Source organism: Kluyvera genomosp. 3, assembly GCF_011765685.1.
Taxonomy (GTDB): domain Bacteria; phylum Pseudomonadota; class Gammaproteobacteria; order Enterobacterales; family Enterobacteriaceae; genus Kluyvera; species Kluyvera georgiana_A.
This window is the reverse complement of the sequence record NZ_CP050321.1, coordinates 1491918-1514435: the sequence shown is the minus strand read 5'-3', so window position 1 is coordinate 1514435 and position 22518 is coordinate 1491918. Positions and strand designations below refer to the sequence as shown.

Annotated in this window: 23 protein-coding genes; 5 read left to right on the top strand and 18 right to left on the bottom strand. The window is 56.0% G+C overall.

The window, feature by feature from the left end; all coding sequences use genetic code 11:
* Positions 1–13: 13 nt before the first annotated feature.
* Together yfcE and yfcF are read right to left on the bottom strand one after the other, a co-directional pair.
* Complete coding sequence (gene yfcE / locus GY169_RS07105) at positions 14–565, bottom strand: phosphodiesterase (protein ID WP_163448734.1); 552 nt, start codon at positions 563–565, stop codon at positions 14–16.
* A gap of 56 nt (positions 566–621) precedes the next feature.
* Positions 622–1266, bottom strand: coding sequence for a glutathione transferase (yfcF, locus tag GY169_RS07100; RefSeq protein WP_167575340.1), 645 nt, complete (start codon positions 1264–1266; stop codon positions 622–624).
* Between the two features lie 217 nt (positions 1267–1483).
* Here yfcF and folX point away from each other — a divergent pair, with 217 nt between their 5' ends.
* From folX to GY169_RS07085, 3 genes are all read left to right on the top strand, one after another.
* Positions 1484–1846, top strand: coding sequence for a dihydroneopterin triphosphate 2'-epimerase (gene folX / locus GY169_RS07095; RefSeq protein ID WP_163448736.1), 363 nt, complete (start codon positions 1484–1486; stop codon positions 1844–1846).
* A 21-nt stretch (positions 1847–1867) separates the two neighbouring features.
* Positions 1868–2761, top strand: a complete 894-nt coding sequence (locus tag GY169_RS07090) for a TIGR01777 family oxidoreductase (protein ID WP_167575339.1) — start codon at positions 1868–1870, stop codon at positions 2759–2761.
* A 119-nt stretch (positions 2762–2880) separates the two neighbouring features.
* On the top strand, positions 2881–3387 hold the full coding sequence (locus GY169_RS07085; RefSeq protein WP_167575338.1) for a GNAT family N-acetyltransferase: 507 nt from the start codon (positions 2881–2883) through the stop codon (positions 3385–3387).
* Positions 3388–3403: 16 nt separating this feature from the next.
* Here GY169_RS07085 and GY169_RS07080 read toward each other — a convergent pair whose 3' ends face one another.
* From GY169_RS07080 to GY169_RS07045, 8 genes are all read right to left on the bottom strand, one after another.
* On the bottom strand, positions 3404–4624 hold the full coding sequence (locus GY169_RS07080; RefSeq protein ID WP_167575337.1) for a trans-sulfuration enzyme family protein: 1221 nt from the start codon (positions 4622–4624) through the stop codon (positions 3404–3406).
* A 116-nt stretch (positions 4625–4740) separates the two neighbouring features.
* Positions 4741–5514 (bottom strand): histidine ABC transporter ATP-binding protein HisP, encoded by a 774-nt coding sequence (gene hisP / locus GY169_RS07075; RefSeq protein ID WP_064543830.1) that lies wholly within the window; start codon positions 5512–5514, stop codon positions 4741–4743.
* A 7-nt stretch (positions 5515–5521) separates the two neighbouring features.
* Complete coding sequence (locus GY169_RS07070; RefSeq protein ID WP_167575336.1) at positions 5522–6238, bottom strand: ABC transporter permease; 717 nt, start codon at positions 6236–6238, stop codon at positions 5522–5524.
* Positions 6235–6921 carry a histidine ABC transporter permease HisQ gene (locus tag GY169_RS07065; protein WP_064543826.1) on the bottom strand — a complete coding sequence of 229 codons (687 nt, stop codon included), beginning with the start codon at positions 6919–6921 and terminating at the stop codon, positions 6235–6237. Before GY169_RS07065 ends, GY169_RS07070 begins: the two co-directional genes overlap by 4 nt.
* Positions 6922–6985: 64 nt before the next feature.
* Positions 6986–7768 carry a histidine ABC transporter substrate-binding protein HisJ gene (gene hisJ / locus GY169_RS07060; RefSeq protein ID WP_163448740.1) on the bottom strand — a complete coding sequence of 261 codons (783 nt, stop codon included), beginning with the start codon at positions 7766–7768 and terminating at the stop codon, positions 6986–6988.
* 221 nt (positions 7769–7989) lie between these two features.
* Entirely contained in the window at positions 7990–8772 is a 783-nt protein-coding gene (gene argT / locus GY169_RS07055) for a lysine/arginine/ornithine ABC transporter substrate-binding protein ArgT (protein WP_163448741.1), read from the bottom strand.
* A gap of 294 nt (positions 8773–9066) precedes the next feature.
* On the bottom strand, positions 9067–9636 hold the full coding sequence (locus GY169_RS07050) for a UbiX family flavin prenyltransferase (protein WP_163448742.1): 570 nt from the start codon (positions 9634–9636) through the stop codon (positions 9067–9069).
* A gap of 41 nt (positions 9637–9677) precedes the next feature.
* On the bottom strand, positions 9678–10691 hold the full coding sequence (locus GY169_RS07045; RefSeq protein WP_163448743.1) for a LacI family DNA-binding transcriptional regulator: 1014 nt from the start codon (positions 10689–10691) through the stop codon (positions 9678–9680).
* 345 nt (positions 10692–11036) lie between these two features.
* Between GY169_RS07045 and GY169_RS07040 the strand changes: the two genes are divergently transcribed.
* A complete protein-coding gene (locus tag GY169_RS07040; protein WP_167575335.1) occupies positions 11037–12440 on the top strand; it encodes an MFS transporter in 1404 nt (467 codons plus the stop codon).
* A 7-nt stretch (positions 12441–12447) separates the two neighbouring features.
* Positions 12448–14415, top strand: coding sequence for a glycoside hydrolase family 127 protein (locus tag GY169_RS07035; RefSeq protein WP_167575334.1), 1968 nt, complete (start codon positions 12448–12450; stop codon positions 14413–14415).
* 105 nt (positions 14416–14520) lie between these two features.
* Here GY169_RS07035 and purF read toward each other — a convergent pair whose 3' ends face one another.
* The 8 genes from purF to GY169_RS06995 all read right to left on the bottom strand — a co-directional run bounded on the left by purF (position 14521) and on the right by GY169_RS06995 (position 22474).
* Complete coding sequence (purF, locus tag GY169_RS07030) at positions 14521–16038, bottom strand: amidophosphoribosyltransferase (RefSeq protein WP_064543817.1); 1518 nt, start codon at positions 16036–16038, stop codon at positions 14521–14523.
* A 33-nt stretch (positions 16039–16071) separates the two neighbouring features.
* Positions 16072–16560, bottom strand: coding sequence for a colicin V production protein (gene cvpA / locus GY169_RS07025; protein WP_064543815.1), 489 nt, complete (start codon positions 16558–16560; stop codon positions 16072–16074).
* Between the two features lie 287 nt (positions 16561–16847).
* Entirely contained in the window at positions 16848–17525 is a 678-nt protein-coding gene (gene dedD, locus GY169_RS07020) for a cell division protein DedD (RefSeq protein WP_167575333.1), read from the bottom strand.
* Positions 17515–18783, bottom strand: a complete 1269-nt coding sequence (gene folC, locus GY169_RS07015) for a bifunctional tetrahydrofolate synthase/dihydrofolate synthase (RefSeq protein ID WP_167575332.1) — start codon at positions 18781–18783, stop codon at positions 17515–17517. The genes dedD and folC overlap by 11 nt, the downstream gene beginning before the upstream one ends.
* A gap of 70 nt (positions 18784–18853) precedes the next feature.
* A complete protein-coding gene (gene accD / locus GY169_RS07010) occupies positions 18854–19768 on the bottom strand; it encodes an acetyl-CoA carboxylase, carboxyltransferase subunit beta (RefSeq protein ID WP_167575331.1) in 915 nt (304 codons plus the stop codon).
* A gap of 196 nt (positions 19769–19964) precedes the next feature.
* Positions 19965–20624, bottom strand: a complete 660-nt coding sequence (locus GY169_RS07005; RefSeq protein ID WP_064543809.1) for a DedA family protein — start codon at positions 20622–20624, stop codon at positions 19965–19967.
* Between the two features lie 24 nt (positions 20625–20648).
* Positions 20649–21461 (bottom strand): tRNA pseudouridine(38-40) synthase TruA, encoded by an 813-nt coding sequence (truA, locus tag GY169_RS07000; RefSeq protein ID WP_163448749.1) that lies wholly within the window; start codon positions 21459–21461, stop codon positions 20649–20651.
* Positions 21461–22474, bottom strand: a complete 1014-nt coding sequence (locus GY169_RS06995; RefSeq protein ID WP_064543803.1) for an aspartate-semialdehyde dehydrogenase — start codon at positions 22472–22474, stop codon at positions 21461–21463. Before GY169_RS06995 ends, truA begins: the two co-directional genes overlap by 1 nt.
* Positions 22475–22518 lie beyond the last annotated feature (44 nt).

The following is a 22518-nucleotide window of genomic DNA, read 5'->3' as shown; positions in this document are numbered from 1 at the left end:
ATTGATGGGTAACTTACGGGTTAATAGCAACCTCTGCAATAACCTGTTGATCATTGAGTGCTAAAACTTGCAGTTTATGCCCGTCAAGCAGCCCATAGCTGGCAGCAAAACCGCCCTTAGGAATGCTAACTGAACCGGGGTTAAATAAGAATATCTCATCGCGTTTTTCTGCCACCGGAAGGTGCGTATGTCCGTAAACCAACACATCATTCGCGGCCAATGGCGGAAGATTCGCCGGACCATAAAGATGCCCGTGGGTCAAAAACAGCCGCTGATGTTCGGTGAGCACCTGCTGCCACGGCGCGGTAATGGGAAAGTGCAATAGCATCTGGTCAACTTCGCTATCGCAGTTGCCGCGCACGGCGATAATACGCTCGGCAACGCTATTGAGGCGTTCTGCCACCTGGGCCGGGGCATAGCCCTCCGGCAGTGCGTTACGCGGCCCATGGTTAAGAACATCCCCCAGAATCACCAGCCAGCGTGCGCCGCTCTCGGCAAACAGCGCCAGCACCCGTTCGGCAGCCGGTAAGGAGCCATGAATATCCGATGCAAACATCAGCTTCATTAATCAAATCCCCACAATGATAAACCCCAATATCATAATGGATTACATCGACTTTTTCAGCCTGCGCGTTTTGCCGAAAGCGCCACATAACGTTGCACCGAGGCGCGCTGCCATTGGAAGGCCGCATAGTCTGCAAGCTGTTCCGGCACATCATCTCCGTTGAATACCAGCCGGTTAAGCATCAGCGCCAGGTCGGTATCCGCCAGACACCACTCGCCAAACAGGTTGGGTCGACCGTGAGCCAGCAGCGCACTGGCGGTGTCAAACAGTTTAGCCGCGCTTTTGCGTCCTGCCTCCGTCAGCGGCGCTTTTTTCTCACCAGCAAAGATAACCGACGTCGGCCGTTCTTCGCGGATAGGCATCAGGTCGCTGCGCAACCACGCCTGAATCTGTCGGGTAAGCGCGCGTTTTTGCTGGTCGTGCGGATACAACCGCTCCCACTCTGGCGGTGCAAAACGTTCATCAAGGTATTCCGTGATCGCGGAGGATTCACTGAGTGCAAAATCATCGACTTCGAGCAAGGGAACGCGACGGGTCGCCGCATAGCCGCGCCAGCCAGCCTGTAAATGTTCCCCCTGGTCGAGATTGACAGTTTTCAGGGTAAACGGCAGTCCTTTTTCCTGTAGGGCAACATAAACGGACATCACATAAGGCGAAAAGAAATCAGAATCGGACCAAAGCGTGAGAGTGGGCTGGCTCATAGTTTCCTCAATGATGGGCAGGCGAAAAACGAACGACGAGGACACGAATCGGCGTCCATGAGATCTCATTGCCAACATAGCGGGTCTTTCTATGGATGTCACTTTCCTGCGACATGAGGATTTTGCAATCAGTGATGACCTACGTCAGAGCTTGCCGCGTGACAGGCGCTTTCGTGTATGATGAAGTGGACAACAAAAAATAAGGAGAACACCTGCAATGTCTCAGTCTGACGCCGTCATCCGCATCAAAAACCTGCGCCTGCGCACCTTTATCGGCATCAAAGAAGAGGAGATCGCGAATCGTCAGGACATCGTCATCAATCTGCAAATTCGCTATCCGGCAGAGAAATCACGCAGCAGCGAAGATATCAACGACGCGCTGAACTACCGCACTATCACCAAAAATATTATTCGCCACGTAGAAAGTAACCGTTTCTCTTTGCTGGAAAAATTAACTCAGGATGTGCTCGATATCGCACGCGAACATCACTGGGTCACTTATGCTGAAGTGGAGGTCGATAAACTTCACGCGCTGCGTTATGCCGACTCGGTGTCCATCACCCTAAGCTGGCAACGCTAAGCGCCCCCTGCGGGAGGTCGTATGAGAATTCTGCTTACCGGCGGCACTGGGCTGATAGGCCGCCATTTAGTTTCGCGCTTGCTGACGCTGGGCCATACGGTGTGCGTCGTGACCCGTTCTCCGGAAAAAGCCCGACAGATGCTCGACGCGCGCGTCGAGATTTGGCCAGGCCTGCAGAATGTGTCCACCCTTGACGGTGTCGACGCGGTCGTTAACCTGGCCGGTGAACCCATTGCCGACAAGCGCTGGACCCACGCGCAAAAGCAGAAACTGTGTGACAGCCGCTGGGCAATCACCCAGCGTATCAGCGAACTCATTCAGGCGAGCGAGACGCCGCCTGCCGTGCTGATTTCCGGCTCGGCAACCGGCTACTATGGCGACCTCGGTGAAGTCGTGGTCACGGAAGAAGAGCCGCCGCATAACGAATTTACCCACAAGCTGTGCGCCCGCTGGGAGCAAATCGCCAGCTCCGCGCAGAGCGACCGCACCCGCGTCTGTCTGCTGCGTACCGGCGTGGTGCTGGCCCGCAACGGAGGGATCCTCGGCAAAATGGTGCCGCCATTTAAGCTGGGGCTCGGCGGCCCCATCGGCAACGGCAGGCAGTATCTGGCGTGGATTCATATCGACGATATGGTCAACGGCATCCTGTGGCTGCTGGATAACGATCTACGCGGGCCGTTTAATATGGTCTCTCCCTACCCGGTCCGTAACGAACAGTTTTCCCACGCGTTGGGTCAGGCCTTAAACCGTCCGGCCTTTTTGCGCGTTCCCGCCACCGCCATCCGCCTGCTGATGGGAGAATCGTCCGTGCTGGTACTCGGCGGCCAGCGCGCGCTACCCAAACGGCTGGAAGCGGCCGGGTTTACCTTCCGCTGGTACGATCTGGATGAAGCGCTGGCCAATATTCTGCGCTAGCGCCACCTATGCCTATCCGGTGATAGCGCTCGGCTATCACCGGCCAAACTAACATATTGGTTTGCAACGCAGCTTTGATGCTAAGGTATGTGTTTTGGCTCTTCGTTACGGCAATCTTTATGGTCTCAATCACCACTCCACGGCTACAGCTTTCCCCCTTCAATGAGCACGACTGGCCCTTCTTTTTACAACTGCGACAAAACCGCGAGGTGATGCGCTTTATGGGCGAAGTGCTGGATGAAGCGGCGATACATACGATATTTAAACAACGCTGCCGGGAAGCGGGTATTTTCGTTATCCGCGATGCGCAGGGCACGCCACTAGGCGATATCGGTCTGCGTATCAGCAGCAGAAACCCGCATGAAGCGGACGTCGGTTACGCGCTGTTGCCGACTGCGCAGGGTAAGGGCTATGCCAGCGAAGCGCTGGCGGCCATTTGCGACTTCGGCTTTCAACAGCTTTCGTTGGGGGCGATTAATGCCTGGGTGCTGGGCGATAATCAGCATTCGGCGCATCTGTTGGAAAAACAGGGTTTCACCCGCACGCAGGTGCTGGAAAAGGCGTATCTGTTGAATGGCCAGTACTATGATGACTGGGTGTATCGACTGGAAAGACAGGCCCGTTAACCGGGCCTGTACCCGCTTAACGCGATGCCGCACCGCTCGCCTGGAAGGCAGCCTCAAGATCGTTGATCAGCACCTCCGCCGGTTCCTGGCCGACAGAAAGACGAATCAACCCCCGGGAGACGCCCGATTCATCGAGCGCCGCCTGATTGTAACCGCGGTTAGGCGAAATAATCAGACTCTCATAGCCCCCCCAGCTAGGACCAATTTTAAACACCCGGCAGGCATCAATAAAACCTTTCACCTTCTCAAAATCGGCGTTTTTCAGTTCAAAGCTGAACAGCCCTGAGAAACCGCTCATCTGGCGTTGGATAATCTCTTTTTCCGCCGTCGACGCCAGATAGGGGTGGCGAATATTTTCGACATCGTCGCGGCGCCGCAACCAATCAATCACCTTGATGGCATTATGCTGATGCGCCTGCATTCGTACCGGCAGCGTCCGTAAGCCGCGCAATAACAGCCACGCGCTGAACGGTGCCAGCACAGCCCCTAATAGCTGATGCGAAAAATCACGAATCGGCCCCATCAGCGAAGACCGGGTAATCACCACACCAGCCAGAATATCGCTATGCCCGGCAAGATATTTAGTACAAGAATGAATAACAATATCAAAACCGAGGCTGAGTGGTTTCTGGAAGAGCGGCGTCGGCCACGTATTATCAATGGCGGTAATAATATTATGCCGCGCAGCCAGTTCGGCAATCGCCCGCAAATCGACAACTCTCATGGTCATCGAACCGGGGGATTCCGTATAAATCATTCGCGTATTAGGTTTTATTTTACACGCAATATTCAGCAGATCACCGTCGGGAATAATATCGTATTCCACATCATATTTTTGCGCCAACGACTTAACCAGTTCAACGGCTGGGCCATAGACTTGATTGACCAGAAGAATATGATCGCCGCGATTCAGGTAACCGATCATCACCGCGCCAATCGCGCCCATTCCCGATGCAAAGCATCGCGCCTCTTCCCCGCCTTCCAGACGCGCCAGCTTCTCTTCAGCCATGCGAACCGTTGGGTTCAGACCGCGGCTGTATATATAACGCCGCGTCTCCTGCAGCATATCATCGCAATATTGTTGATAATCTTTTTGCGCAAACAGGCTGGTCTGTATAATTGGCGGCGCCACTGCGCCAAAATAAGCTTCATGCGGTTCGTCCATTCCAGAGCAGGCAAGATAATCGCTTTCCAACACAGCGCCGTTATTCATTAACATATCTTCATAGCTAGCCATTATATATTTCCCATTTTATTTTCCTGATGCAGAAATATGACAGCCAGCAACGATAATTTATGTTGTATGTGTAGAAAAACGGAAAATAATAAAGGCTGGATTATCCAGCCTTTATTTTATTTGAGCGCGCCGCTGAGGAACTGCTGCAAGCGCGGGCTTTTCGGATTGCCGAACACCTCTTCCGGTTTGCCTTCTTCCTCAATTTTCCCCTGATGGAGAAAAATGACGTGCGAAGAGACATGGCGCGCAAAGCCCATTTCGTGGGTCACCACCACCATGGTTTTCCCCTCTTCCGCCAGTTGCTGCATGATACGCAGCACCTCGCCCACCAGTTCAGGGTCCAGCGCGGAAGTCGGTTCATCAAACAGCAAGACCTCCGGCTCCATCGCCAACGCTCGGGCAATGGACACACGTTGCTGCTGTCCACCGGAAAGATGCACCGGGTACTTACCCTGCTGCCGCTCGTCGATGCCCACCTTTGCCAGATACTTCACCGCCCGCTCGCGTGCTTCCTGCTTGCTCAGGCCCAGCACCTGAATGGGGGCTTCCATCACGTTCTCCAGCACCGTCATGTGGCTCCACAGATTGAAGTGCTGGAAGACCATTGTCAGGCGCGTGCGTAGCAGGCGCAGTTGGTTTTTATCAGCCACCTTGAGTTGACCGTCATTATCGCGCACCAGGCCAATATTCTGCCCATTGACGATAATCGTGCCTTCGCTCGGCTTTTCGAGGAAGTTAATGCAGCGCAGAAAAGTACTTTTTCCCGACCCCGACGAACCGATAATGCTGATCACGTCGCCAGCGTTAGCTTTCAGCGACACGCCCTTCAGCACCTCGTGCTCACCGTAGCGTTTGTGCAGGTCGATTACGTTTAGTTTTTTATCAGCCATCATGTTCTCAGTGCGTAGAAGTCGGTTTCATATGCTGTAACCAGCGCTTTTCCGCTTTGCGGAACAGGCGAATCAGCACATAGGAGATAATCAAATAGAGCACCGCTGCAATGCCGAACGCGGTAAACGGCTGATAGGTCGCCGAGTTGATATCGCGGGCAATTTTCAGCAGATCCGGAACGGTCGCGGTGAACGCCAGCGCCGTCGAGTGCAGCATCAGGATCACCTCGTTGCTGTAGGCAGGCAGCGCGATGCGCAGCGCCGACGGCAGAATAATGCAGCGGTAGAGCTTAAACGATGAGAAGCCGTAGGCGCGCGCAGCCTCGATTTCCCCTGCCGGCACCGAGCGAATCGCCCCGGCGAAAATCTCGGTGGTGTAAGCGCAGGTGTTGAGGGTTAAGGCCAGCACCGTACAGTTCAGGCCGCTGCGGAAAAAAGCGTTCAGCAGTTCGGTGCCTTTGACAATCTCCAGCGTATACATCCCGGAATAGAACACCAGCAGCTGCACATACAGCGGCGTGCCGCGAAAAATATAGGTGAACAGCCACACCGGAAACTTAATGTATTTGTTGCTTGAGACGCGGGCGATGGCGAGAAACAGCGCCATAATGCCGCCCATCACCACTGACAGCACCAGCAGCCACAGGGTGATCGCCACGCCGGTAAAGCGGTAACCGTCGGTCCACAGCAGCGCTTTCCAGTACTCCTGAATAATCTCCATCACAGGTCAGCCCTCTTCACGCCCACGGAGTAGCGGCGTTCGAGCAGCAGCAACACGCCATTGGAAACGGTAGTAAATAGCAGATAAATCAAGCCACAGACGATGGCAAAATAGAACGGTTCCCAGGTGCTCTTGCCGGCCAGTTGGGTGGCCTTGACCACATCTTCCAGCCCCAGCAGCGACACCAGCGCGGTAGCTTTGAGGATCACCTGCCAGTTGTTGCCAATCCCCGGCAGCGCGTAACGCATCATGGCCGGAAAAAGAATACGACGGAAGGTTTGACCGCCGGTAAAACCAAAGGCCGTCGCGGCCTCAATATGCCCTTTCGGCACGGCCATAAAGGCGCCGCGGAAGGTTTCGGTGAAATAGGCACCGTAGATGAAACCCAGGGTGATAATCCCGGCGATCATCGGGTCAATATCAAACTGCCCGATGCCGAGCGAGTCGGTGATAAGGTTAAGTACCATCTGCAGACCATAAAAGATCAGCAGCATCAGCACCAGGTCGGGCACCCCACGAATCAGCGTGGTATAGCCCTCAAAAATTAACGCCAGTACGCGATTTCGGGAGAGCTTGGCTCCCGCGCCAACCAGACCAATAAGCACGGCCAGAACCACTGAGCTGATAGCCAGCTCAAGGGTGACAAGGGCGCCCTGAAAAATTACCTGTGAAAACCCGTACAGCATGCTGCCAGTCCTGTCTTTACGCCCATCGCCCCGTGCGTGCGAAGCGATGGGTTACTCGTGATGATTATTCGCCGTAAACGTTAAAATCGAAGTACTTCTTCGCCAGCTTGTCGTAGGTGCCGTCAGCACGCATTTCAGCAAACGCCTTGTTCAACGCGTTCAGCAGTTCGGTATCGTCTTTACGCAGGCCCATACCGGTACCGACGCCAAACAGCTTTTCGTCTTTAATGGACGGGCCGCCGAACTGGTAGTCTTTGCCGATCGGCTGTTTCAGGAAACCTTCGCTTGCCGCCACTTCGTCCTGGAACGCCGCGTCGATACGGCCGGCAGTCAGGTCAGAGTAGATATTGTCCTGGCCCTGGTAGGAGACGATTTCAATCCCTTTCGGCGCCCAGTGCTCGTTACCGTAGGTTTCCTGGGTGGTGCCCTGCAGCACGCCCACGCGCTTGCCTTTCAGCGTGGCGAGGTCCGGGGTAACCGGGGAACCTTTTTTCACCACCAGACGCGAGTCGGCGGCATAAAGTTTGTCGGTAAAGGCGATTTCCTGCTGACGTTTTTCCGTGATCGACAGCGATGACATGATGGCATCGATTTTCTTCGCTTTCAGCGAGGGGATCAGTGCGTCCAGCGGGTTCTCCACGAAGGTACATTGTGCCTGGATGCGCTTACAGAGCTCTTTTGCCAGATCAATGTCAAAACCCACTAATTCACCCTGGGCATTTTTCGACTCGAACGGTGCGTACGTTGGGTCAGTGCCGATACGTACTTTTTGCGGAATTGCTGCAAATGCGCTGGAAGCAGAAGCAAGCGCTAAGACCAGAGAAAAAGACAACGCCAGTTTTTTCATAATCATCCTCAACAGACCGAAATTCTTGTGGGTTTTTAGAAATTATCTGAGCAGTTATCGTGCCATCTTTCGGCCCATCAAGGCAAAGTATTCTGCCCTTCCGGCTGGCTTTTTTCTCATTAAAAATGCTTAATTATGCAACCATGCGCAACTTTCGAGCAAAAAACGCACCATCATGGTGCATCGATAAAAATATGCACCATGATGACACTTCAGACCGCTTAGTCGCCGTAGACGTTAAAGTTGAAGTATTTCTTCGCCATTTTGTCGTAGGTACCATCGGCACGCAGCTCCGCCAGCGCTTTATCCAGCGCCGCTTTCAGCTCAACGTCGTCTTTACGTAGCCCAACGCCCGTGCCGTCGCCGAAGTATTTCTTGTCTTTTACCGACGGACCGGCAAAGTCAAAATCTTTCCCGGCGGGTTGTTTGAGGAAGCCTTCGCTGGCGGCCACTTCGTCCTGGAACGCGGCGTCAAGACGCCCGGCGGCCATGTCGGAGTAGATCAGGTCCTGATTTTGATAGGCGACCACGTCAACGCCTTTGCTCCGCCAGTTTTCATTGGCATAGGCTTCCTGGGTCGATCCCTGCAGCACGCCAATATGCTTGCCTTTCAGGGCGTCCAGCGTCGGCTTAATGGCCGAGCCTTTCGCGGCTATCAGGCGAGAGTCAGCCGCGTACAGCTTGTCGGAGAAGGCAATCTCCTGCTGACGTTTTTCCGTGATGGACAATGAAGAGATGATGGCATCGATTTTCTTCGCTTTCAGCGAAGGAATCAGCGCGTCAAAGTCGCTCCCCACCCAAGTGCACTTGATGCTGGCGCGTTTGCACATTTCGTTGCCCAGATCGATATCAAAGCCGATGAAATCCCCTTTGGCATCTTTCGATGAGAACGGTGCGTAGGTGGTATCGGTACCGATGCGAATGCTCTGCGGCAGTGCGGCAAAAACGCTGGCGGCGCTGCTGAGGCCCAGCAGCAAAGAGAGAGCAAGAACCGTCTTCTTCATACGTTCCCCTATTAAATCGTGATGTTGTTAACTGCGATATAGTTATGTTGTGTTGTGCTTGCCAACCTGACATTGCATCTTCTGTGCCATATTTTTCGTCATAACAGCAAACAACGTTAAATATGTTAACAATAAGATAACAAGAGGTGAGCATGAGGGAAGATATCAGCCGCAGCGTATAAATCGAGCACAAAAATGCAATCGGGATGATTAAATAGCGAGGATTTGATCGGCGTTGCAGATTTGCCCTGAAACAGGGCAAAAGATACATTAAGCGCGCTTTTTCGTGCGCGGTCAGGCTCCCGACCAGCGGGTAAACAGATCGTCCGGCAACGCGATATCGAACTGATCGAGCACCCGGTTAACGGTCTGGTTGATGACGTCATCCAGCGTTTGTGGTCGATGATAGAACGCCGGCACCGGCGGCATGATAACGGCACCTATCTCTGCCGCCTGAGTCATCAGCCGCAAATGCCCCAGATGCAGCGGCGTTTCACGCACGCACAGCACCAGCGGGCGACGCTCCTTCAGCACCACGTCGGCAGCGCGCGTCAGCAGGCCATCAGTGTAGCTGTTCACGATGCCGGAAAGGGTCTTGATGGAACAGGGTAAAATCGCCATGCCCGCCGTTTTGAACGAACCGGAGGAGATACTGGCGGCAATATCCCGCGCATCGTGCACCACGTCGGCCAGCGCCTGAACCTCACGTAGCGACAGGTCCGTTTCCAGCGACAGCGTCTGCCGTGCCGCCAGACTCATCACCAGATGCGTTTCCACATCCGGTACAGATTGCAGCACTTCAAGCATACGCACGCCGTAAATGGCGCCGCTGGCGCCGGAGATTCCAATGATGAGTCGTTTCACGCTGACCGCCTTGTATCCGTAATGGCGCCAACTTTGCCGGATTACGGCGCCAGACGCAACCGTGACGCGCTGGCGTCGGTCACAGAACTTTCGCGGGCCACCAGCCTTACCGGCAGCAGCAGATTTCTTTCGCTCTCCTCGCCAAGCAACAACTGGAAAGCATCACGCCCCAACTCACGTTTATCGACGGCCACCGTCGACAGCGGCGGATGCGCCCAGGCCGCGGCGTCGATATCATCGAAACCGACAATCGCCACGTCTTCCGGGACGCGAATCCCCCGGCGCGCGCATTCGCGCATTGCCACCAGCGCCGCCACGTCGTTGTAGGCGAAAATCGCATCCGGCGGCTGCGCCAGCGCCAACAGCTGTGACATCCCCTCCACCAGCGCCTGCTCGATATCCTTCACCGGCGGCACCTCAATGCGGTAGGCCGCGGGCAGAACCAGACCGGCATCGAATAACGCTTGCTGGTAGCCCTCGACGCGCTGGCGAATACTGTAGTGGCGCTGAGACGTGCCCAGAAACGCAATGCGCGTTCTCCCCTGCTCCAGTAGATGGCGGGTTGCCACAAAGCCGCCGTGGTAGTTATCCGGGTTCACGCAGGGAAAGTCGGCCGCCCACAGATCGACCAGCGCCACCGGCAGCGCCGACTGGCGTAACGCTGCCAATACCTCAGGTTCAAGATATCCCGCGCAGATTAACGCGTCCGGCTGGTGCAGATTAATCAGATCCGCCACCGCATCTTCCGGGCCAATCGGCTGGAAGCTCATCGCGATGTCGTTTTCACGGCAGGCATCCGCCACGCCGAGCATCACCGTGGAATAGAACGGCAGCGCGCTGGCGATATTGTGTTCGCGGTGCAGCAAAAACAGCAGCCGCTTGATGCGCCCGCTGCGCAGGCGGCTGAAGTCGTACCCTTCCGCCTGGGCAATCGCCAGAATACGCTGTCGCGTTTCATCGCTCAGCCCCGGCTGCCCTTTCAGCGCACGAGAAACTGCCGCAATCGAGACGCCGCACGCGCTGGCAATGTCTTTGATTCGGGTTTTCTTCACCATCCTTCGCTTTACCTCATTAACGGCCTGACGGGACAAAGAGTATCACGCGTGGTCATCCCCCCTGCAATCTTAAGTTTTATTTTTACTAAACATTTTAATATTCAGTACCAATATGTGTTCGCGTCGGCGAAAAACCCTCTTAATCCAACACAAATTGTGATATTAATCACTATTTTTAGTTTATTTATAGTAAAAACAAGATCAATTTCACCATTTGAAATCTACGTTATATACCCACATCTGGCCCAGGTTCTATCCTCAACGCCGCTAGTTATTTACTAAAAATTCGTCAGAGATACGCCGTAATGACTTTTTGAATCATCACACCCTGTTCGAGGATTGGTTATGACCATTGCTGATAACCTGGATACCGATGTCCAGACCGTTGATGCGGGAGAGACGCTCTCTACCCGCGAAAAGATAGGCTATGGATTAGGCGATGCTGGCGGGCATTGCATCTCAGATTTGATAAGCGGCTTTTTACTTTTTTTCTATACCGACGTCTTTGGGCTCAGCCCGGCTATCGTCGGTGCGATGTTCTTTACGCTGCGAATTTTCGACGCGATTTCCGACCCGGTAATGGGCGTGATTGCCGACCGCACCCGCAGCCGCTGGGGGCGCTTTCGTCCGTGGCAGCTGTGGACAGCCGTACCGCTTGGCGTGATTGGTATCCTGACGTTTACCGTCCCGGACATGAGCGCAAACATGAAAATTGCGTGGGCGTTCGGCACCTATTTCCTGCTCTCCATCGGCTATACCGCCAACAACGTGCCTTACTGCGCGCTGATTAACGCCATCACCAACCGCCACGATCAGGTGATGTCCTGTCAGTCCTGGCGCTTCGTGTTAAGCGGCATTGCTGGTTTCCTCGTCTCCGTCGGTCTGCCGTGGATGGTGGAATTCTTTGGTCAGGGCAACCTGGCGAAGGGTTATCAGTATGGCGTAACCGTGCTGTGCACCATCGGCATGGTGCTGTTTCTGTTGTGCTTCTTCTGGGTCAAAGAACGCGTCCCCTTATCGCTGGCGGGCAATTTCACCCTCCGCGAACACCTGAAGGGGCTGCGTAAAAACGATCAACTGCTGATGATGCTCATTATGTCGTTCCTGCTGGTGAACATTCTGTGCATCCGCGGCGGCGGCTATATGTATTTTATCTCCTACGTGCTGCAAGGCAGTGCGGCCTACATGTCGCTGTTCTTCGGCATTCTGACGATTGCCGGGATCGCTGGCGCGGTGATCGTCAATCCGCTCTCCCGCCGCGTGGATATGGTACGTCTGTACTACTGGACCAACCTGGTGCTGGTCGCTTTCGGCGTCGGTATGTACTTCCTGCCCACCGGCCCGCAGTTCCAGATACTCTGGCTGATCTGCATTGCGGTTAACAGCGTGATTCAGGGCTTCACCCTGCCGCTGCACTTCTCGATTATGGCCTTCGCCGACGACTACGGTGAATGGAAAACCGGCGTGCGCTCCTCCGGCATGAATTTCGCCTTTAACCTCTTTTTCATCAAGCTCTCCTGGGCCTCTTCCGGCGGCATTATCAGCCTGATCCTGATCATGGTGGCCTACCAACCAGGGCTGGGGAACCAGACGCCAGCATCTATTCATGGCATTACCCTGCTGCAAAGCCTGGTTCCAGCGTTGTTCCACTTTGTTCTCGCCCTGTGCCTGCTGAAGTGCCGTCTGAACGGCCCGATGATGAAACGTATTTCTACCGATCTTCACCAAAGACATTCACACATTTCTTGAGGTAAACATGATGCAGTCTGATGTGATTGAAGCCGATCTGAACCGTATTACCGTCACCGACCCGTTTCTGGGCGAATATCAGCGGCTGATCCGCGATGTGGTGATCCCTTATCAGTGGGAAGCGCTTAATGACAATCTTCCGGAGGCCGAGCCAAGCCATGCGCTGGCGAACTATCGCATCGCCGCCGGGCTTGAACAGGGTGAGTTTTACGGCATGGTCTTCCAGGACAGTGACGTCACCAAATGGCTGGAAGCGGTTGCCTGGTCGCTGAGCCAGAAGCCGGATGCCCGGCTTGAACAGACAGCCGATGAAGTGATTGAACTGCTGGCGCAAGCACAGTGCGAAGATGGCTACCTCAACACCTGGTACACCGTTAAAGAGCCGGGCCAGCGCTGGACCAACGTCGCCGAGTGCCACGAAATGTACTGCGCCGGACATCTGTTCGAAGCCGCCGTGGCGTTCTTCAACGCCACCGGTAAGCGCCGTCTGCTGGAAATTGCCTGCCGGTTTGCCGATCATATCGACACCGTTTTTGGCCCGAACGACGGCCAGCTGCGCGGCTATCCGGGGCACCCGGAAATCGAACTGGCGCTAATGCGCCTGTACGAAGTCACCCGGGAACCGCGATACCAGGCGCTGGCCAGTTTCTTCGTCGAGGAGCGTGGCCAGCAGCCGTACTACTACGATATTGAGTTTGAAAAACGCGGCGGCACTCGCCACTGGGTAGGCTGGGGCGATGCCTGGCCGGGCATGATCAAAGATAAAAGTTACACACATGCTCACAAGCCGCTGTCAGAACAGAACGAAGCCGTCGGCCACGCGGTGCGTTCGGTATATCTGATGACCGGCCTGGCGCATATCGCGCGCATGACTAAGGATGAAGAGAAGCGCCAGACCTGCCTGCGCATCTGGAACAATATGGTGCAGCGCCGCATGTACATCACCGGCGGCATTGGCTCGCAGGGTATCGGCGAAGCCTTCACCAGCGATTACGACCTGCCGAACGACACCGCCTACGGCGAGAGCTGCGCCTCCATCGGCCTGATGATGTTTGCCCGCCGCATGCTGGAGATGGAGGGCGACGCCCACTACGCCGACGTCATGGAGCGCGCGTTCTACAACACGGTGCTGGGCGGCATGGCACTGGACGGCAAGCACTTCTTCTACGTTAACCCACTGGAAACGCACCCGAAAAGCATTCCGCATAACCACATTTACGACCATATCAAACCCGTTCGCCAGCGCTGGTTCGGTTGCGCCTGCTGCCCGCCGAACATCGCGCGCACGCTGGTCGCCATTGGCCACTACCTCTTCACTCCGCGGCAGGACGCCCTGTTTATCAACTTCTACGCCGGTAGCGAGGCACAGTTCACGATGAAAGATCGGACGCTGGCGCTAAAAATTGAGGGCAACTATCCGTGGGATGAGCAGGTCACGATCCGCTTTAGCCAGCCGCAGACGGTTGAACATACGCTGGCGCTGCGCCTGCCGGAGTGGTGCGAATCACCTCAGGTACAAGTGAACGGTGAAGCCGCGCAGGGCGAAACCATCAAAGGCTATTTGCATTTGCACCGCCAATGGCAGGAAGGCGACGTGATTACGCTGCAACTACCAATGACCATCCGCCGGGTTTACGCCAACCCGCTGGTGCGCCACGCTGCCGGTAAAGTAGCGATTCAGCGCGGGCCGCTGGTCTACTGCCTGGAAGAAGCGGATAACGGCGCAGAGTTGCACAACCTGTCGCTGCCAAAAACAAGCGTGTTCCGTGAGATTCAGGGCGTGGGCGTGCTGAAGGGGAAAGTATTGCTCCAGGCGGAGGGGCTACGCCTCCCGACTGCGCAGGAAGATAAACCGCTGTACAGCTTTGATAATCGTCAGACGGCCGCCGAAAAGCAAACCTTAACCTTTATTCCGTGGTTTAGCTGGGCCAACCGTGGCGAGGGCGAAATGCGGATTTGGGTGGACGAGGCGTAACCATAAAAAAAGCCGGATGGCAGTTACGCCTTATCCGGCCTACTAAACGAGGGTGGACCGTAGGCCGGATAAGACGCGACGCGTCGCCATCCGGCATGTCCTGATTTACCCTTCGTTATGCATCTCTAAATTCTCGACTTCATTCTGCAGCTGAACGGCTTTCGCATCGTCGTTACGCAGTGAGTCGAGGAAGTCGAGATAGGTCTGATCAACGTCTTTGGTCACGTATACACCGTTAAATACCGAGCATTCAAACTGTTGAATATCCGGGTTTTCTGCGCGCACCGCGTCAATCAGATCGTCAAGATCCTGGAAGATAAGACCATCGGCGCCGATGATCTGACGAATCTCATCCACTTCACGCCCGTGAGCAATCAGCTCGTTAGCGGTCGGCATATCGATACCGTAAACGTTCGGGAAACGAATTTCCGGTGCCGCAGAGGCCAGGTAAACCTTCTTCGCCCCGGCTTCACGCGCCATCTCGATAATCTGCTCAGAGGTGGTGCCGCGCACGATGGAGTCATCCACCAGCAGCACGTTCTTATCACGGAACTCGGCGCGGTTGGCGTTCAGCTTACGGCGTACGGATTTACGACGCAGCTGCTGGCCCGGCATGATAAAGGTACGGCCCACATAGCGGTTTTTCACAAACCCCTGGCGGTACGGTTTACCCAGAATACGGGCGATTTCCAGCGCGATATCGCAGGAGGTTTCCGGAATTGGAATGACCACGTCGATATCCAAATCTTCCCACTCGCGCGCAATCTTCTCGCCAAGCTTGGTACCCATGTTCACGCGGGCGCTGTAGACGGAGATTTTATCGATAAAGGAGTCCGGACGCGCAAAGTAAACGTACTCGAACAGGCACGGGTTGCTGACCGGGTTATCGGCGCACTGACGGGTAAACAACTGCCCTTTTTCAGTAATGTAAATCGCTTCGCCCGGCGCAACATCACGCAGGAATTCAAAGCCAAGAGTATCCAGCGCCACGCTTTCGGAGGCCACCATATACTCGGTGCGGCCATCGCCCACGTCACGTTTGCCCAGCACCAGCGGACGGATGCCGTTCGGGTCGCGGAAAGCCACCATGCCGTGGCCGATAATCATTGCCACACAGGCGTACGCACCGCGAATCTGGCGATTGGTCGCCGCGATGGCGGCAAAAATGTTATCGGCTTCCAGCGGGTAATGACGGAAGTTATCCAGCTCGCTGGCGAAGATATTGAGCAGGATTTCTGAATCAGAGGTGGTGTTGATGTGGCGGCGTTTTTCTTCGAACAGTTTCTGACGTAACTCGTGCGCATTGGTCAGGTTACCGTTATGCGCCAGCGTAATGCCATATGGGGAGTTCACGTAGAAAGGCTGAGCCTCAGAGGCGCTGGAGCTGCCCGCCGTTGGGTACCGCACGTGGCCAATACCCATATTGCCCTGCATACGCTGCATGTGGCGGGCTTCAAAGACATCACTCACCAGACCGTTCGCCTTACGCAACCGGAAACAGTTGTTGGCATCAATGGTGATGATGCCAGCGGCATCCTGTCCACGGTGCTGCAGCACCGTTAGCGCATCATAAATCGACTGGTTTACCGGCATGACACCGGCGATACCGACAATACCGCACATACGTCTTTTCCTCGTTAAGCAACGACCCAAAGCTTATACTTTGGGCAAGAAACTTGACGAGCTTTGAAGGTATTCAAAAAACCATCTGATAACCGGCGAAAAATAGGGGATAAACTGCGACTGCTGCCAGTCTTCGCTTTTTGCCATGCCGGTAAAAGTGTCGAGGAAGAACAGGATAGCGGCGATAATCAGCACCCCGCGCAGCGCGCCGAAGCAGACGCCCAATACCCTGTCGGTCCCCGACAAACCGGTCTTCTCCACCAGCTGACCTATCACGTAGTTGACGATAGCGCCGACGATGAGCGTCGCGATAAACAGCGCCGCAATAGCAATCCCATTTCGAACCCGTTCGTCTTCAAAGCCCGTAAACCAGACAGACAGGTCAGTGTAGTAATGGCTGGCTACGTAAAAAGCACAACCCCACGTGACCAACGATAGCGCTTCACGAACGAAGCCACGGATAAGGCTCACTAAGCAAGAAAAGCCCAGCACCGCGATAATGGCGTAATCAATCCAGACCATATTTGTCCCACGATTTTACGCCCTGTCATCCAGTTCGGGCGCATTCTAACAGAAAAAGAAAACGTTTGCGTAGGGATTTCCTTCCCTGGCATAAATAAAAAATGGCGCTGAAAAAATATTCAACGCCATCGTTTTTCTGGTCGCTTTTGGCGTTGTTTGTGGCCCCTCACCCTAACCCTCTCCCCAGAGGGGAGAGGGTACCGTAGGGAGCCGTCGATGAGCCTGGCGCCGACTTTCTCCCTCGCCCCTCTGGGGAGAGGGCCGGGGTGAGGGGAAAATCCCACGCCTTAGTTCGGCGTATACCCCATCACCACACCGCTCAGCCCCGAGAGCTGTTTAAGCTCGCCAAGCGAACCTTTCAGCTTATCTTTCGAGGCATCCGGGCCGACCAGAATTCGGGTGATTTTACCCTGAACCGGCGTCGAAGGCGACGTGAAAGCGTGGTAGCCCGCACCGCGCAGGCTGGCTACGATTTCGTTAACCTTGTCGGCGTTCTTCAGCGCACCAAGCTGCACCACGTAGGCTTTGCCCACCGGCGCGGGTTTCTCTTCCTGCGCCGCTTTTGGCGGCGGCGTCGTGGCGGCAACCTGTTCCGTCACCGGCTTCGGCTGCGGCTTCGGTTTTTCTACGGGTTTCGGCTTTATCGGTTCGGCGGTCGGTGGGATCTGCTCCAGATCGCCGTTGCCGTTTACCGCCAGGCGGCTGGAATCGAGCGACGGCGCCGCGGCATCGCCTGCCCGAACTTCTTCCGCTGCGCCTTCCGGCGGCTGTGCAGGCAACGCCTGAGTCGCCGTCGGCAACATATCCGGTTCATCGCGATCGCCTGGTTTAGGGACCAACGGGATAGCCGCAAACTCGTCCTGATAATGCTTTTTTTGCCCGTCAAGCAGCCCTGGCAGCACAATGACCCCCAGAGCAACCAACACTATCGTCCCGACAAGACGGTTCTGAAACTTACTTGCCACCGGCTCTCCCCGCGTCTAACTCTTCCATCACATGCGCTACGGTGTGGAAAGACCCACACACCAGCACCGTATCTTCCGGCGCGGCGTCAGCCATTGCGGCATGCCACGCCTGCGCCACGCTGCCATAAACGGCACCCGCGCGCAGATGTTCGCGCAGCTGCTCTGCCGTCGCACCGCGCGGTCCTTCGAGAGGCGCACAGTACCAGCTGTCGACGACGCTTTCCAGACAGGCCAGCGTACCGGCAATGTCTTTATCATGCAGCATACCAATAACCGCCAGTACTCGCCCGGTTTTCGGCAATGATTTGAGACGCCCGGCAAGGTAGCCTGCGGCATGCGGGTTATGCGCAACGTCGAGAATCACGCGAGGCTGCAGTTGGATGGTCTGGAATCGGCCCGGCAGAATCGCGCTGGCGACGCCCTCGCGAATAGCCTCTTCGCTCACCTTAAGCCCACTGGCGCGCAGCGCAGCCAGCGCGGTGGCGGCATTCGGTTGCGGGACATTCGGCAACGGCAACTCGCGAAGTTCACCCTGCGCGTCGCTAAAGCTCCAGCTGTGCTCGCCCACCGTATAGCGCCAGTCGACGTCACGCTGCATCAGCAAAGCGCCTTTCTCCTGCGCGACGTCGGCAATTGTGCGCGGCATATCAGGTTCCCCCACCACCGCCGGTCGCCCGCCGCGGAACACGCCCGCTTTTTCGCGGCCAATGCTTTCACGATCCGGGCCCAGCCAGTCGGTGTGGTCCAGCGCGATACTGGTCACCACCGCGACGTTGGCATCAACAATGTTGGTGGCGTCCAGCCGCCCGCCGAGGCCCACTTCGAGAATCGCTACGTCAACGTTTTGCTGTTTGAACAACCACAGCGCCGAGAGCGTGCCGTACTCAAAATAGGTTAACGAGGTGTCGCCACGCGCTGCCTCAATCGCGGCAAACGAAGCCGTATGGGCGCTTTCCGCCAGCTCCTCTCCCTGTACGCGGACACGTTCGGTGTAGCGCACCAGATGCGGGGAACTGTAAACGCCCACTTTGTAGCCCGCCGCCATCAGAATGGTTTCCAGCGTGCGGCAGGTGGTGCCTTTGCCGTTGGTGCCCGCGACGGTGAAAACAAACGGTGCCGGCTGCAGCACATCGAGCGAACCCGCAACCTGGCTGACGCGCGCCAGCCCCAGATCGATGGTTTTTGAATGGAGGTTTTCCAGATAAGAAAGCCACGTAGCCAGGGGCGACGTGGCCTGAGGAATAAGATGTTTGTCCATGGTGCCCGCAACTTTCAACGGTGAATAATAGCAAAAAGGGCAGCGCCAACCGGCCCTGCCCTTTACATCATCAGGCCTCTGGTTCCTGATCCGGTACCGGCGGTACCACCACGCTCTCGCGCGGCGCGTCCGGATTCGGTGCCGGGAGGTTCATCAGCTTCGCCAGGATACTGGCCAGCTTCAGACGCATTTCCGGGCGGCGAACGATCATGTCGATCGCGCCTTTTTCGATGAGGAATTCACTGCGCTGGAAGCCCGGCGGCAGTTTCTCACGCACGGTCTGTTCGATAACACGCGGGCCGGCAAAGCCGATCAGCGCTTTCGGTTCTGCGATGTTCAGATCGCCCAGCATAGCGAAGCTGGCGGAGACGCCGCCCATGGTTGGGTCGGTCAGCACGGAAATATACGGTAAACCGCGTTCCTGCATTTTCGCCAGCGCAGCGGAGGTTTTCGCCATCTGCATCAGGGACATCAGCGCTTCCTGCATGCGCGCGCCGCCGGATGCGGAGAAGCAGATCAGCGGGCAGTTGTCTTCCAACGCCTGCTCAACGGCACGCACAAAGCGCGCGCCAACCACGGAACCCATAGAGCCGCCCATAAAGGAGAACTCGAAGGCCGCAGCGACAACCGGCATGTCATGCAGGGTACCCTTCATGACCACCAGCGCGTCTTTCTCACCCGTCTCTTTCTGAGCGGATGCCAGACGATCTTTATACTTTTTAGAGTCACGGAACTTCAGCACGTCTTTCGGCTCAAGTTCGCTACCCAGTTCTACCAGGGACCCTTCATCCAACAGGCTATGCAGGCGATTACGCGCTGACATACGCATGTGGTGATCGCACTTCGGGCAAACCTCGAGGTTACGCTCCAGCTCGGCGCGATACAAAACCTGACCACAGCTATCGCACTTGGTCCATACCCCTTCCGGGATGCTCGCCTTGCGGGTAGGTGTGATGTTGCTTTTAATTCGTTCAATCCAGCTCATTGATAACCTTTCTGCCTGAACCTGGTCGATGCCAGTTTTGCCATTAAGGGGCCGCGCATAATGCCACTTTTCCCCTTCATAGACCATGAATGTTGCACATTAAAACATAACAGCCCGAAACTTGGCATAAAAAAGTGGTCGAACCGCGAAACATGTCGTAACAGGGCACGGCTGAATCGTGCCCCGTGTGCAGGGTTTATTTTGCCTGTTTTGCCGCCTTGCGACGGTGACGGATCACTTCGATTACCCCCGGCAGCACCGACAGAACGATGATCGCCACAATCAGCAGCTTCAGGTTCTCTTGTACCACCGGCAGGTCGCCGAACAGATAGCCCGCGTAGGTGAACAGCAGCACCCACAGCAGCGCGCCCGCGACGTTATAGAGCGCAAAATGACGATAGGACATGTGGCCCATTCCCGCCACAAAAGGCGCGAATGTTCTGACGATGGGGACAAATCGCGCCAGAATAATGGTTTTTCCACCATGTCTATCGTAGAAGGCATGGGTCTTATCCAGGTAGCTGCGACGGAAAATTTTCGAGTCCGGATTGCTGAACAGCTTCTCGCCGAACAGCCTGCCAATGGTGTAGTTCACCGCATCGCCGACAATCGCCGCAATCACCATCAGCACAACCATCACATGCACGTTGATGTCGTTCGTCGGCAGCGCGGAGAGCGCCCCGGCGACAAACAGCAGCGAGTCGCCCGGCAGGAATGGTGTTACCACCAGCCCCGTTTCACAGAACAGAATCAGGAACAGAATGGCATACACCCAGACGCCATACTGCGCGACCAGCTCCGCCAGGTGCACGTCAATGTGCAGAATGAAATCAATTAAAAAACGGATAAGATCCATATTGTTTAGCCCCAAATGACTACGTTAGTCCGCCAGGAATAGCGGGCCCATCGGCACGGAAGGCAGCGCAAAGTGCGCGGGGTAGTCCACCGCCACCAGATACAACCCTTCCGCTTTCGCCGTTGCGGCGGCAAGCGTCCTGTCTTTTGCCGCCAGCAGTTCTGCAATCCAGCTCTCCGGCTGGTTTCCTGCGCCAACTTCCATCAGGCTGCCAACAATGTTCCTTACCATATGGTGAACAAAGGCGTTTGCTTTAATGTCCACCACAATATAAGCGCCGTAACGCGTCACATTAATGTGCATAACGTTACGCCACGGCGTGCGCGACTGACACTGCACCGCGCGAAACGAAGTAAAGTCGTTTTCGCCCAGCAGGCTTTGCGCCGCGCGATGCATCCGCTCGGCATCCAGCGGCTGGTGATAGTGCGTTACCCCCTGCCCCAGCACCGCCGGACGCAGCCGGTGGTTGTAAATCACGTAGCGATAGCGGCGTGCCGTCGCGCTAAAACGCGCGTGAAAATCGTCGGGAACAGCTTTCACCCAACGTACCGCAATGTCACCAGGTAAATTCGCATTTACGCCGAGCGTCCACGCCGCATCTTTACGTACGGCATGAGTGTCGAAGTGCACGACCTGGCCGGTCCCGTGTACGCCTGCGTCAGTACGACCGGCGCAGAAGACATTAATCGGTTCGTTAGCCACCTGCGAAAGCGCCTTTTCCAGCTTCTCCTGCACGCTGCGCACTTCGTTTTGCCGCTGCCAGCCGTAGTATTTGCTGCCGTCGTACTCAATGCCCAGCGCAATTCGATAGACCGGCAGTTGCTCCATTTCAGACATCAGTACAGATACTCCTGCACCAGTTTCTCGGCGATTTTCACCGCCATCAGCGCGCCGCCAAAGCGAACGTTATCCGCCACCGACCAGAACTGAACCTGCTCCGGCATGCCGTAATCGTTACGCACACAGCCCACGGACAGATGGGCGCTACCGGTGGCATCACCGACCTGAGTCGGGAATTCGCGCTCTTCTGACAGCACAATATCTTCGCCGCGCGCAAAGGCGTCTCGCGCCTCTTCCGCCGACAGCGGACGCATGGCTTCAAACGTCACCATCTGCGCATGACCGTAGAACACCGGCGACTGAATGCAGCTGGCGGAGATCATCAGACCGTCGTCCTGCATGATTTTACGCACCTGATCAACAATGCGACGCTCGTCGCTCACCGCGCCTTCACGATCCGGCAGCATCGGCAGCATGTTGAACGCCAGCTGGCGGCCAAAGAAATCATCTTCATCGATTGGAATACCGTTCAACAGCTTGGCGCTCTGCCCGGCCAGGGCGTCGACGGCTTTTTTACCGTGCGCCGAGGCGGAGATCAGGCTGGTCACGTTGATGCGCGACAGGCCGCCGTCATCAATCAGCGGCTTCAGCGCTGCCAAAAGTTGGCTGGTCTGGCTGTCCGCCACCGCAATCACATTACGGTTGCGATAATCGGCCAGCACAAATGGGTTCACCTCCGGTACCACCAGCGGTACGTCCGGCTCCAGCGCAAACAGACCGCTAAGATCGATAACCAGACAGCCGGCGTTAGTGGCCTCTTCAACATAGGTGGCGCTGGCTTCCACGCCAGCCGCGAAGAACGCCAGCTGCGCCTGCGTCCAGTCAAACTCCGCCGCGTCCTGCACTCTTACCGATTTACCGTTAAAACGCAGATGTTCGCCCGCGCTGTCGGTGCGCGCCAGCGCGTAGATATCACCCACCGGGAACTGACGTTCAGCAAGGGTTTCAAGCAGGGCTTCGCCTACGGCGCCGGTTGCGCCCAGGATGGCAATATTCCAGCCTTCAGACATGGTGATTTACTCCAGAAAAAAAGCGGCTCTGCCGGAGTATCCGG

What these genes read in the sequence shown, in the direction of transcription:
- yfcF (WP_167575340.1), bottom strand. Translation starts at nt 1,266, where the DNA reads ATGAGCCAGCCCACTCTCACGCTTTGGTCCGATTCTGATTTCTTTTCG.
- GY169_RS07090 (WP_167575339.1), top strand. Translation starts at nt 1,868, where the DNA reads ATGAGAATTCTGCTTACCGGCGGCACTGGGCTGATAGGCCGCCATTTA.
- argT (WP_163448741.1), bottom strand. Translation starts at nt 8,772, where the DNA reads ATGAAGAAGACGGTTCTTGCTCTCTCTTTGCTGCTGGGCCTCAGCAGC.
- cvpA (WP_064543815.1), bottom strand. Translation starts at nt 16,560, where the DNA reads ATGGTCTGGATTGATTACGCCATTATCGCGGTGCTGGGCTTTTCTTGC.
- accD (WP_167575331.1), bottom strand. Translation starts at nt 19,768, where the DNA reads ATGAGCTGGATTGAACGAATTAAAAGCAACATCACACCTACCCGCAAG.
- purF (WP_064543817.1), bottom strand. Translation starts at nt 16,038, where the DNA reads ATGTGCGGTATTGTCGGTATCGCCGGTGTCATGCCGGTAAACCAGTCG.
- GY169_RS07080 (WP_167575337.1), bottom strand. Translation starts at nt 4,624, where the DNA reads ATGGCTAGCTATGAAGATATGTTAATGAATAACGGCGCTGTGTTGGAA.
- yfcE (WP_163448734.1), bottom strand. Translation starts at nt 565, where the DNA reads ATGAAGCTGATGTTTGCATCGGATATTCATGGCTCCTTACCGGCTGCC.
- truA (WP_163448749.1), bottom strand. Translation starts at nt 21,461, where the DNA reads ATGTCTGAAATGGAGCAACTGCCGGTCTATCGAATTGCGCTGGGCATT.
- folX (WP_163448736.1), top strand. Translation starts at nt 1,484, where the DNA reads ATGTCTCAGTCTGACGCCGTCATCCGCATCAAAAACCTGCGCCTGCGC.
- GY169_RS07040 (WP_167575335.1), top strand. Translation starts at nt 11,037, where the DNA reads ATGACCATTGCTGATAACCTGGATACCGATGTCCAGACCGTTGATGCG.
- GY169_RS07085 (WP_167575338.1), top strand. Translation starts at nt 2,881, where the DNA reads ATGGTCTCAATCACCACTCCACGGCTACAGCTTTCCCCCTTCAATGAG.
- GY169_RS06995 (WP_064543803.1), bottom strand. Translation starts at nt 22,474, where the DNA reads ATGTCTGAAGGCTGGAATATTGCCATCCTGGGCGCAACCGGCGCCGTA.
- hisP (WP_064543830.1), bottom strand. Translation starts at nt 5,514, where the DNA reads ATGGCTGATAAAAAACTAAACGTAATCGACCTGCACAAACGCTACGGT.
- GY169_RS07035 (WP_167575334.1), top strand. Translation starts at nt 12,448, where the DNA reads ATGATGCAGTCTGATGTGATTGAAGCCGATCTGAACCGTATTACCGTC.
- GY169_RS07065 (WP_064543826.1), bottom strand. Translation starts at nt 6,921, where the DNA reads ATGCTGTACGGGTTTTCACAGGTAATTTTTCAGGGCGCCCTTGTCACC.
- GY169_RS07005 (WP_064543809.1), bottom strand. Translation starts at nt 20,624, where the DNA reads ATGGATCTTATCCGTTTTTTAATTGATTTCATTCTGCACATTGACGTG.
- hisJ (WP_163448740.1), bottom strand. Translation starts at nt 7,768, where the DNA reads ATGAAAAAACTGGCGTTGTCTTTTTCTCTGGTCTTAGCGCTTGCTTCT.
- GY169_RS07045 (WP_163448743.1), bottom strand. Translation starts at nt 10,691, where the DNA reads ATGGTGAAGAAAACCCGAATCAAAGACATTGCCAGCGCGTGCGGCGTC.
- folC (WP_167575332.1), bottom strand. Translation starts at nt 18,783, where the DNA reads ATGGACAAACATCTTATTCCTCAGGCCACGTCGCCCCTGGCTACGTGG.